Source organism: Nocardia sp. NPDC058497 (assembly GCF_042720195.1).
In the GTDB taxonomy this organism is placed as follows: Bacteria; Actinomycetota; Actinomycetes; order Mycobacteriales; family Mycobacteriaceae; genus Nocardia.
On the sequence record NZ_JBHXMY010000149.1, the window covers coordinates 1 to 11,990 of the forward strand.

Here is an 11,990-nt window from a genome sequence, read left to right on the forward strand (position 1 = left end):
GGTGGGCGGCGGCGCGGGGGTGTGTGGCGAGGACGCTGGGGGTGTCGCGCTCGGCGCGCGCGCTCGCACCGGCGCCCGCCTATTTGATCCGCCCCCAGACGTTTCCGCCCCCGCCACGCCGGGCGGTCTCCCAGCCGTCACCCATGACGCGCGCGAGGCCCGGGTAGAGCAGCTGGTTGGGCGAGCTGTAGAAGCGATTCGAGCAGTCGAGTACCAGCGCGCCGTTCTCCAGCGCGGCCAGGTCGAGCGGGCCGAGACCGAGTAGCGCCGGGTCTGGCCTGCCTTCGCCGTGCACGCGCAGGCGGGCGACGCCACCGTCGGGGTGCATGGTGAGTTTCACGTGGGTCCAGCGGTTATCGCTGTCGACAGTGAAAGTATTGCGACTGTCACCGCCCACCTTCACCCGGTCGAGCAGGGGCACCCAGTCGGTCCGCGCGGCGATCTCGTCGGCGGGCGGGTAGCCGTCGATCGCCAGTGCCGACAGCGATACCTCCGGCGGATAGTTGCCCTTGAACCAGGCGGTGTCGATCACCACGCCGCGGATCACCCCGGGCACACCGAGCCGCACGATCGCACTGTCGTCACCGGGTGTGCCACGGTGCCTGCGGGTTTCCCACCCGTCGTAGACCTGACCTTTATTGCCGAACGTCGACGGCCGGTATTCGGCCGGGCCCGGGTTGACCAGGTTCTCCTTCTCCGCGAAGAACTCGTCGTTCGCCCAGATCACCGAGCCGCCGAGCGGCCGCACCGCCAGATCGGGTAGGAGCGTGAAGTCTTCGCTGCCCCGATATTCGCTCACCGTGCCTCCTGTTTCCTCCGGTGCCGTGGGCGGCGCCCGGCGTCTGCCTGTTCGACTCCCGCGTGTGTGCGTTCGCCCCGCGCCGGGGCTCGACTCAGCACCGCGCGAACGGCCACCTGCGATGGATCAGGCATGGGCATCACCCGATTCGCGGTTGCCGGTGCCGCATCGGGCTGCGAATTTCGGTGCGCGCCATCACTGTTCCTGCGGTGGTAGGCGGCGCGCGGCCAATGCCTCGAGCATCGGCACAGTGAGTTCCGGTGCACGGGAATGCAATTCCTCCTCGGCAATTGCGCCGCAGCGGAGGCCACGCAGCACCGTCGTCGACAACGCCTCCGCCGTTGCCGGTTCGTCGACGACACCACCGGAGCGCCGGTCCAGGTAGGCCTGCAGGCGCGGGACCGCGACGTCGGTGGCGGTGCGGAAGAAGTCGTAGGTCGCCAGCCAGCGGGTGACGAGGTGACCGGGGTGCATGTCCCAGCCCTGGTAGTAGCCGCGGCGCAACGCCCGCTCGACCAGGCGATGGTGGTTGCGGAACGCGCCTTCGGGGTCGTCGTCGGGGACGATCTGAGTGGAGCCGTCACAGATCCACACCCCGGTCTGCGCGGCGGCCACCTGCATCACGACTTTGGCGTGATCGGCCGCCGGATGGTCGAGCGCCTGGTCGGTGGCGGCGATGCCACAGGCGGCGGTGTAGTCGTAGGTGCCGAAATGCAGTGCGCTGCAACGACCGTCCGAGAGAGCGATCATGCGGGCGATCGGCGCGCTGCCGTCGGGCGCGATGATCGCCTGCGGGCTCTCGATCTGCAGTTCGAAGCGCAGGGTCCGATCGGGCAGACCGTTGCCACGCTCGATGCCGGAACACAGGTCGACTATTGCCGAGACCTGATCGGCCGCTCGGATTTTCGGCACGGTGAAGACGAAGCCGGGCAGCACTCCACCTGCCCCGTCGAGCACGAGTTCGAGAGTGCGCAGTGCGCGCCTGCGCTCGTTCGCGGCCAAACCTTTGGTACGGATACCGAATGAGTCTGGGGCGCCGGGCTTTCCGGCCCAGCTCGCCAATATCTTGCCCGCGGCAGTCGCGGCCGCGTCTTCCTCTTCGTCGGCGCGGAAGCCGTAGCCGTCCTCGAAGTCGATCCGCAGGTCCTGCACCGGCTGCTCGGTAAGCCTGCGCCGGACAGCCGGCAGCGCGTTGGTGACATCGAGCCCGACGAGGAAGTCGGCGTGCCGGTGCAGCAGGTCGAGCGCGGTGGCGCCCCAGTCGGCCGGGGTGGCGGCGGTGGCGCGGTCGGCGCCCACATAGGCGGTGTGCACCGGCTGGACCCGGTCACCCGCTCCCGGGTAGCGCGTCCGCAGCTCGGCGTCGACGGCGTCGAGCCTCGCCTCGATGCGGGCGCGGATGTGCTCGGGAAGATGGGAATTCACCCGGCGGCTCCTTCCTCGATCATTCGCCACACCCGGTCGGCGGTCATCGGCAGTCGGTCCGGTCGGGCGCCGATGGCATCGCGGATCGCGTTCGCCAGGGCCGGTGCCACCGGGTTGTAGGGAGACTCACTCATCGATTTGGCACCCAGCGGGCCCAGCTCGTCACTGGTTTCGGCGAAATAGACCTCTGTGCGGGGCAGATCCGCGAACTGCGGAATGTGATAGTGACGCAGCGTCCGGGTGGTCACCACACCGTGGTAGGTGCGCATGTCCTCGTAGAGCGCGGTGCCCAGCGCCTGGGCGACCCCGCCCTCCACCTGACCGCGCAGCTGCACCGGGTTGAGCACCGTGCCCGCGTCCGCCACCTGGATCGATTGCAGAATCCGCACCTCGCCGGTGCTCGGACGGACGGCGACCCGGAAGGCGTGCACGTTGAAACTCACCGAGCGCGGGGTCCCCGCGTGGGTGCCGTGCGCGAGGAGGTCACCGTCGGCCAGCAGCCGGGCAGCGGTGATCAGCTCGTCGCCGCAGCGCACGCCGCCCGCTTCGAGCAGGCAGTCGCGTTCGGGGTGCCCGCTGATCTTGGCGGCCCTGGCCAGCAGCATCGCGTGCAGTTCCAGCGCGGCCGCGTAGGAGGCCTTGCCCGCGACCACGGTGCCGGTGGAGCCGAAGGCGCCGGTGTCGTGGCCGACGACGTCGGTGTCGGACTGGCGAATTGTGATCCGGTCGGCCGTGGTGGCGAGTGCGGTCGCGGCGAGCTGGGCGTGCACGGTGGTGGTGCCGTTGCCGAATTCGGCTGTGCCGAATCCGATCTCGTAGGAACCGTCGGCGTGCAGGCGTGCGGTGGCGTCGGCGCGGTGGCCGCGCGGTGGCACGGTGGCGATCATCGCGACGGCCATGCCCTCGCCGACCAGCCAGTCCGGGCGCGGCGCGGTGACGCCGTTGCCGCGGCGCAGCGCCTGCTGGGCGGTGTCGAGGCACTGGTCGAGGCCGTAGCTGCCGAAGGTCAGGTCGCCCTCGTCGACTTCGGCGCCGGTGAACCGGTCGCCGGGGACCACCACATTGCGGCGGCGGAATTCGAACGGATCGATCCCGAGTTCGCGGGCCAGCTCATCGATCGCGCACTCGACGGCGAAGATCACCTGCCCCAGCCCGTAGCCGCGGAACGCGCCGGAGGGAACGTTGTTGGTATACACCGCTTGTGCGTCGACCCGCTTGTTCGGGCAGCGGTACACCGCCACCGATTCGCCGACAGAATGGAACAGCACACCCGCGCTGTGATTGCCGTAGGCGCCCGTGTCGGAGAGGACGTCGACCGAGAGCGCGGTCAGGATGCCCGCCGCGTCGGCGGCCGCGGTCACCGCCACCCGCATCGGGTGACGGCAGGGGGCCGAGGTGAATTCGTCGGTGCGAGTGAACTCGTACTGCACCGGATGCCCTGTCCGCAGCACCGCCAGCGCGATCAGGTCCTCGACCAGCATCTCCTGCTTCGCCCCGAACCCACCGCCGACCCGGGCGGTGAACACCCGCACGCGGTCCCGGTCGAGCCCGAACACGTGACACAGTTCGTCGCGCACCAGGAACGGCACCTGCGAACTCGTCCGGACGACGAGCCTGCCCGCGTCGTCGAGCCAGCCGATGCCACCGTGGGTCTCCAGATGCACGTGCTGCACGCGCGGTGAATGCCACACCCCGCGCACTACTTTCGCGGCTTGCTCGATTCCTCCGTCGAAATCACCGACTCCACCGTGGATCTCGGCCACCAGATTGCGATCGCGGTCCGCGATGCGCGCCGACTCCGGCTTGTCGGCATGCAGCTTCGGGGCATCATCGGCCAATGCGGCTTCGGGGTCGAAGACCGCGGGCAGCGCCTCGTATTCGACCCGCAGCGCACGCACCCCCGCCCGCGCGGCATCCAGCGTCTCCCCCACCACCGCGGCCACCCGCTGCCCCGCGAACCGCACCGTCCGATCGAGCACGAACGTGTCGTCCGGATCGTCCTCCCGCAACTCATGCCGCGCCGTGGAGAACGCCGTCGCAGGCGCATCCGCATGAGTCAGCACCAGCCGCACCCCCGGAATCGCTTGCGCCGCAGCGAGATCGATGGACACGATGCGCGCATGCGGATACGGACTGGCCAGCACAGCCAGATGCCATGGCGCACTCGGCGGCATCTGCGCCCCCGCCCCCGGCACCACGTCGAACGTGAACGCCTCCCCACCCCGCACAATCCGCACCCCGGCCGGAGCCCCCACCCCATCCCCGATCTGTCCGGCACCATACTTCCCCCGCATCGCCCCATCGACCCGCGCCGCGACAGCCCGCACCGCCGAATCCCGGACCTCCGGTCCTTCACCAGCCGATACGATCGTGCGCTCGCCGCCCGCCTGAGCACCCTTCACATACGAGCCGACCGCAGGCCCCGCGGCGACGAGCTCGTTCCTGTCACCGGGAGAATCAGCCGAGATCGACGGAGCCGGCTTGCCAACGGCAGGACCACCTGCGATCGCGCCGACTGTCGATCGTCCCGTCGGCAGATCACCCGCCGGTGTGGGTACAGGTCTCGGTGTAGGCGCAGGAGCTTTTCGGGAAGTTGTGCACAGTGATGCACAGGACTCCAAGGCGTCGGCGATCGCGCGGTAGCCAGTGCAGCGGCATAGGTTTCCCTTCAGGAGCTCGGCGCGCTCGCCATCTGTGACCGGGGATGCCGACACTGGTGAGTCGCCATCGACAGGCCGGCCGGCGGACAGGCCCGTCGCTGTGACGATCATTCCCGCAGTGCAGAAACCACATTGGAAACCCGCATGCTCGACGAAGCTGCGCTGCACCGGGTTCGGGCCACCGTCGACTCCCAGCCCGGCCGCCGTCGTCACACTGCGGCCCTTGGCGCGGTAGGCGGGGATCAAGCAGGAGTGGACCGGTTCACCGTCGAGGAGGACCGAGCAGGCTCCGCAATCGCCGGCGTCGCAGCCCTTCTTGACGGCGAGTTCGCCCTGTTCGCGGAGCAGGGTGCGCAGGCATTGGCCTGGCCGGGCGGTCACCTCGACCCCGCGGCCGTCGATGTTCAGCCTCATGCGGCCGTCACCTGAGTTCACACCGCCTCCCTGAGCTCGGCGGCCACCTCGACGGCCAGTAGCCCGGTCACGTGCGCGCGCCAGTCCGGCGCGCCGTGCGGGTCGTCGAACCACAGCTCCGGCTCGATCTCGGCCAGCGCGGCGGCGACATCGAAACCACCTGGCACAGCATCGAAGTCGAGGACCAGCGGTCGCACCGTCGCCGCGGTCATGGTGATCGCGCACCGGCCGTCGGCGGTGCGCCTGCCCATCACCACCGCACCGGAACGACCGAGCGGAGCCAGCGCGATCTTGCGAAAACTGGTTCGCGCCAACAGGCTTGACGTGGGAATCAGGAAGGACCGCACCACCGCGCCTGCGGCAAGGACATTCTCACCGACCCCGGTGACGAAGTCGCGCAGAGGAATTCGACGCTCACCGCCACCACGCGGCCAGATGACCACCGTCGCGTCCAGCGCGACCAGCGCACCGAGGACAGCGCCCGCGGGCAGCGACAGGCAGACATTCCCGCCGACCGTCGCCGTGCGCCAGATCTTGTGCGAGGCCAGCAGCGCCCGGCAGCCCTGCGCGAACAGCGCGGTGCCAGGCCACTCCGGTCGCAGGACCGCCGACCCGAGTTCCCGGCCCGGCCCGGCGCCTGCCAGTTGCGCGAGCGTGCAGGTCGCGGCGATCTCGAGGCCGTCGGAGCGCTCCAGGAGCGGTGACCAGCCGAGCGTGGTGATGTCGATCAGCCGGTCGAGGTGGTCGTGCGGTTCGGAGAACAGGAAGGTGCCGCCCGACAGGACCGCGCTACCCGGGCCGACCTGTGCCAGGTCGGCGCGTTCGCGGGCGAGAACCACCTCCCGAACAGTGTCCAGATCCACGTTCACCTCGCTTGCCTCACCAGCCACAGTAGGGGCCTGGAGTTGCCACGATGTTGCGCGACACCCCGCGCCGGATCGCGGGGTGGTTAACCCGGTGTTCGTCATCCAGTGTGCGCCGATTACGCCCTGGCCAGCAGCGTGGCCTGCGCCTGGGCGACATCGGCACCGACCGCGGTCTCGTCCACCGTCGTGACAACACCATCACGCACGACTTCACGCCCGTTCACCAGCAGCGCGGCCAACGGCGGCGCCGACCCGAGCACCAGCGCGACAACCGGATCGTCGATCCCCGCGTGCGCGGGCGTGTCCAGCCGCCACAGCGCCAGATCGGCCAGCTTGCCCGGCTCGATCGACCCGATCTCGGCGTCCCGCCCGAGCACCCGCGCACCGCCCATGGTGGCCAGTTCCAGCGCGGCGCGCACGGTCATCGCCCGCGGCCCGCCGACGGACCGCGCGTATAGCAGCGCATTGCGCGGTTCCTCGATCATCGAGCTCGACTCGTTGCTGGCCGCGCCGTCGACACCGAGGCCGACCGGCACGCCCGCCGCGACCAGATCCGCGGTGCGCGCGATGCCCGCCCCGAGCCTGCCGTTGGACGTGGGACAGTGCGCGACGCCGGTCCCGGTCCGCGCCATCGCGGCGATCGCCGGATCGTCGAGGTGCACGGCGTGGGCAAACCAGACATCGGAGCCCAGCCAGCCCAGCTGTTCCATGTACTGCGCGGGCGTGCACCCGAAATTCGCCAGGCAGAAGTCCAGCTCGTCGTCGGTCTCGGCCAGATGGGTATGCAGGCGGACACCGGCCGACCTGGCCAGCGCCGCGGACTCCCGCATGAGATCCCCCGTCACCGAGAACGGCGAGCACGGCGCGAGCGCGACCCGCACCATCGCGTCGAAGGACGGGTCGTGCCACTGCTCGATCGCCGTCGCACTCGCGGCGAGAATGTCGTCGATCGACTCGACCACCTCGTCGGGCGGCAGCCCGCCCTCGCCCTCTCCCAGATCCATCGACCCCCGCGCCGGATGGAATCGCAGCCCGACCGCCGACGCCGCGCCGATCTCGGCCGCGAGCAGGTCACCGCCACCACGCGGGAAGACATAGTGATGGTCCGACGACGTGGTGCAGCCGGTGCGCGCCAGCGAGACCAGCGCACCGGTCGCCGCCACCCGCACCGACTGCTCGTCGATCCGCGCCCACACCGGGTACAGCATGGTCAGCCACTCGAACAGGGTGTTGTCGGCGGCCAGGCCACGGGTGATCCACTGGTACAGGTGGTGATGGGTGTTCACCAGACCGGGCGTGAGCACGCACCCGCGGCCGTCGATCCGCGTCACCTCGGGCCCGAACGCGGGCGGCTTACCCTCACCGACAGCATCGATCCGATTGCCCCGCACCGTCACCCAGCCGTCACGATATTCGGTACCCGCCGCGTCGACGGTCACCACCGCGCACCCATCGATCACCAGATCGCTCACGGCAGCCATGCGAGCCCCGCTTCGGGAGCGTCCGCGCGCTGCAACGTCGCGTGGATCGAGCCGTACGGACGATCCGCCGCCCAGCAGACCTCACCGGAGTTCTCGATCCCGAACTGCGCCAGGTCGTACTCGAAATGGTGCTTGTTCGGCGCCGACAGCCGGATCTCGGACAGCACCGGGAACCGTTCCAGCACAGCGTTTCCCATCGCATACAGCGTCTGCTGCAATGCCTTGGAGTAGGTCGTCGCGAACAGCTCGAGCAGCGTGGCCCTGATGCCGTCGTACACCTCGTCCCAGTCGAATCCGCCGATCTCGGCGAAGCGCCACCGCACGATCAGCGAGGTGGCGAGCACACGATCGTGGGTGGGGGCCAGCGTCGTGTACTCGTCGGTGAGGAAGTCGGCGAACTCCGAGCCGGTGGACTTGAGCAGCACGAGGTCCTTGATCCCGCCGATCACCCACGTCTGCCGCGCGTCGCCGGCGCCTGCCACGGTCACCGCGGCGGTGCGCACCTCGGGGCCCCGCCGCACCCAGGTGTGGTCGTGCTCGTTTCCATGCACCGAGACCCGCTGCCACCCATAGGAATCCACGTCGATCCGCGCGCTCGATACGGGCTCGACGGTGTCGACGAAATGCTTCGCCAGCGCGATCGCGTAGTCCTCGACGGTGTCCAGGCCCGGCTTCTTCGCGAATACGAAGGCGGTGTGTTTCTGGGTATCGGTGGGCAGGACATGACGCTGGTCGCCCTCGATGTAAGCCGCCGCGAAATCGCCGCGCAGGGTGGTCGAGACATTCACATCGCGGATCTCATGGCGCGCGTTCTCCTTGTAGAATCTCACAACCCGGTTCTCGGCCTTGCCATAACGGTTGTCGGTCAACACGATCGGGCCACTCAGTGCCATCCGCTTGCTCAACTCCCTCGGTAGGTGGAATAGGCGAACGGCGACAACAGCAGCGGCACATGCAGATGCGGCTGCTCACCCACCGTGAACGCGACGCAGACCTCCGGATAGAGAGTCTCGATGCCCTGCGCAGCGAAATAGCTGCCGGTGTCGAAGAACAGCCGGTAGTCACCTGGATTGAGCCCGGCCGCGAGCTCTGTGACCCGACCGTCGGCATCGGTCAGCGCCTCGGTCAGGCGCTGGTCGCCGCGCATCAGCCAGACCGCGACGCCTTCGGCGGGCACCCCGCGCACGGCGTCGAGGACGTGCGTGCTGAGGCCGGTCACTCTCCCGCCACCGTTCGCGCGAGACGCAGCCGGTTGATCTTCGCCAATTCGCGACGCATAACTCGCCTTTCGGTCGACGGATCGTTGTCCAGCCGCGCCCGTAGAACGGCGAGCAGCTCCTCGCCGCTACGCCCTGCCGCGCAGACCAGGTAGATATGGCCGAACTTCGCCTCGTAGGCGCGGTTGCCCGCGACGAGCTTTGCTGTGACCTCGGCACCGGACACCCCCGACTGTTCGCCTGCCGAAGCCACCGAGGTCGGCCGGTCGCCGATCCGCGGGTGACCGGCCAGCGCCTCGTCGATCTCGGCGTCGTCGAGCCCGGCCAGCGCGGCGTCGGCGGCATCGAACAACGACTCCGCGGTGGCGTAGGGACGGGCGGCGGCGACCACCCGCGCCCAGCGTGGTGCGGAGCAACAGGAAAGCAATGCCGCCTCGGCGGCCGGGGCCGGCAGTGCGTTGAATCCCGCGAGGCCGATCGCATCGCTCGTCATCGATCCAGCATCGCCCATCCCCCGGCAGTCGCCACCGTTGCGCACTCAGTCACGTCGGCGTGTCGTCGTCCTTGTGCTCCCCCGCTGTAATCGACCGGCAACATTGCCCTATTAATTTCACCGCCATGCCCCAGATCGACCCGCCCATGCCGTCGGCGTGCACCGGCATCGTCCTCGCGGCGGGCGCGGGCACCCGCTACGGCAAACCCAAGGCACTCGCCGCGAACGGCGCCTGGCTGCGCTCGGCGATCACCGCCCTGCGCGACGGCGGCTGCGATCCGGTGATCGTTGCGCTCGGCGCCACCGGACCAGATCCGGCCCGCCTCGGACTGCCGCCGGACACCGCGTGGCGATGGGTCGACGACTGGGCCACCGGACTCTCCGCGACGGTGCGCGCGGGCCTGCGCGCGGCCGCCGAAGCGGGCACCCGCTATGTCGCCTTCCTGCCCGTCGACATTCCCGATATCGGGGCCGATGTCGTCGCCCGAGTGCTCGCCGCGGCCCGCGCGAGCGAGAGCGGTCTAGCCCGTGGTGTGTTCTACAACACACCCGGACACCCCGTTGTGATCGAGAACAAGCACTGGGACGCCATTTCGGCAGAGTCCGCAGGCGATATCGGTGCCGGTTCCTATTTGGGCGGTCGACAGGATATGGTGTGCGTCACGTGCGACGACTTGGCGACAGGGGCCGATCGCGATTTCCCGGAAGTCGGCGCACGATGATCGGAGTTTGAGATATGCGCGATATCGTCGATGACCTTCTGCGAGTGTGGCATTCGGGCCGCACCGGTGGCCTCGCCACGGTGGTCCGTACCATCGGCACCAACGCGCTGCCGATCGGGTCGGGAATGCTCGTCACACCCAATGGCGGAGTCTTCGGATCCATCGCGTCCGGGCGGTTGGAAGAGACCGTCTACGCCGCGGCACTGGAAGCCGCGCAGACCGGGGTGCGGCAACTACGTCGCTACAGTCTGATCACCGGAATGGAATCGGTCTCCGACGACGGCCAGCTGGTCGACATCTTCATCGAGCCGTTCTCCTGCCGCGATTTTCCCGAATTCCCCGCGATCGCCGCCGACATCCAGGCCCATCGCCGGGTCACCGTCTTCACCGTGGTGTGGAATCAGGACCCCGATGTCATCGGCCAGCACCTGGTCACCGATCGCAAGCACGCCACCGAGCTCGTCGCCCTGCCCGAGTCGGATCTGTTCGTCGCGTCCTACTGCCCGCCGCCGCGCCTGATCATCTTCGGCGCCAACGCCTATGCGGCCACCCTGGCCGCCCAGGCGCGGATGATCGGCTACCGGGTCAGCATCTGCGATTCGCGTCCCGAGTTCGCCGACCCGGCCTCGTTCCCCGGCGCCGAGGTCGTCGTCGACTGGCCGCACCGCTACCTGAACACTCTGTCGGCCGCGGGCGAAATCGACAGCAGCACAGGCATTGTCGTGCTGGCCAACGAGCCGCGCTTCGAGATCCCGCTGCTCACCGTCGCCCTTCGCCTGCCCGAACTGGGCTACCTCGCCGCCCTCGGCACCCCCGCCGACCAGGCCCGCCGCCTCGACGACCTGCGCGCGGGCGGCTTCGACGAGTCGACCCTGGCCCGCCTGCACGTGCCCGCCGGGCTCGAGTCGGGCCCGCGCACGCCCGCCGAGACCGCCGTCTTCGTCACCGCCGACTTCCTGGCCTCGCGGGCAGGCCTGCGCCTGGCCGCCCACCGCGACTACGGATCGGCGGCCGTCGGCCTGGCGATCTAGGGCATGACCGAACTCGGCAATCTGGAATCGCTTGTGACGTGAATCGTCCATAAAGCGGCTGATTACGGCGGCATTTGCGAATCCGGACTGTTATTCGCGGTCCGCAATCGTGCGTGAAGTCACCGACAATTCTGCACCGGTAACGAAATTATCCCGCCGGAGGACATAGAGTGTCGGAGGATCTGACAGCCCTACGGCCGTCGAGCGCCTACCGCTCGGCCGAGGGGGAAACACTGCGATGACGGGGCCGACAGGGCCCGTGGACTGGGAACCGACTGTTCGATGAAGCTCTCTGCACTACGCAACGTGGCCGCCCTGCGCACCACCGCCGTGGCTCTGACCGCCGCCCTGTCGGTGGGCGTGATCGCCGCGGGCGGCGCCGCATCCGCCGAGCCCGAGAAGCCCTCTGCCGTGTCGTCCGTCGTCAAGGACGGTCGCACCTGGCATCTGAAGGTGTACTCGGCGGCGATGAAGAAGGACATCACCATCGACGTGCAGCGGCCTGTCGACGAGTCCAAGCCCGCGCCCAACTTCTACATGCTCAACGGCCTCGACGCCGGCGAGGGCTCCGCGAGCTGGTCCGCGCAGACCAACGCGCTTGGCTTCCTCGCCGACAAGCAGGTCAATGTCATCCAGCCGATCGGCGGCCGCGGCAGCTACTACACCGACTGGAAGCAGGAAGACCCGCGGCTGGGTCTGAACAAGTGGACCACCTTCTTCACCCAGGAGCTGCCGCCGCTGCTCGACGCCACCCTCAACTCGACCGGCCTCAACGCGCTGGCCGGGCTGTCCACCTCCGGCACCTCGGTGCTGCAGCTGGCCGAGGCCAAGCCCGGGCTGTTCAAGTCCGTCGCCGCCTACAGCGGCTGCGCGCAGATCGCC

Annotated in this window: 10 protein-coding genes and 1 pseudogene; 3 read left to right on the plus strand and 8 right to left on the minus strand. The window is 69.1% G+C overall.

What is annotated here, in order from left to right; genetic code table 11:
- The 8 genes and pseudogenes from alc to uraD form a co-directional block, all read right to left on the minus strand.
- Nucleotides 1-799: pseudogene (alc, locus tag ACFWPJ_RS12925) on the minus strand (allantoicase); the annotation flags it as partial.
- 195 nt (nt 800-994) lie between these two features.
- Complete coding sequence (locus ACFWPJ_RS12930; protein WP_378850391.1) at nt 995-2,224, minus strand: DUF6986 family protein; 1,230 nt, start codon at nt 2,222-2,224, stop codon at nt 995-997.
- Nucleotides 2,221-5,298 carry a molybdopterin-dependent oxidoreductase gene (locus tag ACFWPJ_RS12935; protein ID WP_378850394.1) on the minus strand — a complete coding sequence of 1,026 codons (3,078 nt, stop codon included), beginning with the start codon at nt 5,296-5,298 and terminating at the stop codon, nt 2,221-2,223. The genes ACFWPJ_RS12930 and ACFWPJ_RS12935 overlap by 4 nt, the downstream gene beginning before the upstream one ends.
- A gap of 17 nt (nt 5,299-5,315) precedes the next feature.
- Nucleotides 5,316-6,161, minus strand: a complete 846-nt coding sequence (locus ACFWPJ_RS12940) for an FAD binding domain-containing protein (protein ID WP_378850397.1) — start codon at nt 6,159-6,161, stop codon at nt 5,316-5,318.
- A gap of 119 nt (nt 6,162-6,280) precedes the next feature.
- The gene (locus ACFWPJ_RS12945) at nt 6,281-7,645 is read right to left on the minus strand and encodes an 8-oxoguanine deaminase (RefSeq protein WP_378850400.1); all 1,365 of its coding nucleotides are present in this window, start codon (nt 7,643-7,645) and stop codon (nt 6,281-6,283) included.
- Nucleotides 7,633-8,538: a factor-independent urate hydroxylase gene (pucL, locus tag ACFWPJ_RS12950; protein ID WP_378850402.1), complete on the minus strand. Its 906-nt coding sequence runs from the start codon at nt 8,536-8,538 to the stop codon at nt 7,633-7,635. The genes ACFWPJ_RS12945 and pucL overlap by 13 nt, the downstream gene beginning before the upstream one ends.
- A gap of 8 nt (nt 8,539-8,546) precedes the next feature.
- Nucleotides 8,547-8,864: a hydroxyisourate hydrolase gene (gene uraH, locus ACFWPJ_RS12955; protein WP_378850405.1), complete on the minus strand. Its 318-nt coding sequence runs from the start codon at nt 8,862-8,864 to the stop codon at nt 8,547-8,549.
- Nucleotides 8,861-9,355, minus strand: a complete 495-nt coding sequence (gene uraD / locus ACFWPJ_RS12960) for a 2-oxo-4-hydroxy-4-carboxy-5-ureidoimidazoline decarboxylase (RefSeq protein WP_378850408.1) — start codon at nt 9,353-9,355, stop codon at nt 8,861-8,863. Before uraD ends, uraH begins: the two co-directional genes overlap by 4 nt.
- Nucleotides 9,356-9,480: 125 nt before the next feature.
- Between uraD and ACFWPJ_RS12965 the strand changes: the two genes are divergently transcribed.
- The 3 genes from ACFWPJ_RS12965 to ACFWPJ_RS12975 form a co-directional block, all read left to right on the plus strand.
- Nucleotides 9,481-10,077, plus strand: coding sequence for an NTP transferase domain-containing protein (locus ACFWPJ_RS12965; RefSeq protein WP_378850411.1), 597 nt, complete (start codon nt 9,481-9,483; stop codon nt 10,075-10,077).
- A 14-nt stretch (nt 10,078-10,091) separates the two neighbouring features.
- Nucleotides 10,092-11,108: an XdhC family protein gene (locus ACFWPJ_RS12970; RefSeq protein ID WP_378850413.1), complete on the plus strand. Its 1,017-nt coding sequence runs from the start codon at nt 10,092-10,094 to the stop codon at nt 11,106-11,108.
- A 282-nt stretch (nt 11,109-11,390) separates the two neighbouring features.
- On the plus strand, nt 11,391-11,990 hold a 600-nt coding region (locus ACFWPJ_RS12975; protein ID WP_378850416.1), incomplete at its 3' end, for an alpha/beta hydrolase.

Coding starts and splice junctions, on each gene's coding strand:
- ACFWPJ_RS12935 (WP_378850394.1), bottom strand. CDS start 5,298: ATGAGGCTGAACATCGACGGCCGCGGGGTCGAGGTGACCGCCCGGCCA.
- ACFWPJ_RS12945 (WP_378850400.1), bottom strand. CDS start 7,645: ATGGCTGCCGTGAGCGATCTGGTGATCGATGGGTGCGCGGTGGTGACC.
- pucL (WP_378850402.1), bottom strand. CDS start 8,538: ATGGCACTGAGTGGCCCGATCGTGTTGACCGACAACCGTTATGGCAAG.
- uraD (WP_378850408.1), bottom strand. CDS start 9,355: ATGACGAGCGATGCGATCGGCCTCGCGGGATTCAACGCACTGCCGGCC.
- ACFWPJ_RS12965 (WP_378850411.1), top strand. CDS start 9,481: ATGCCCCAGATCGACCCGCCCATGCCGTCGGCGTGCACCGGCATCGTC.
- ACFWPJ_RS12970 (WP_378850413.1), top strand. CDS start 10,092: ATGCGCGATATCGTCGATGACCTTCTGCGAGTGTGGCATTCGGGCCGC.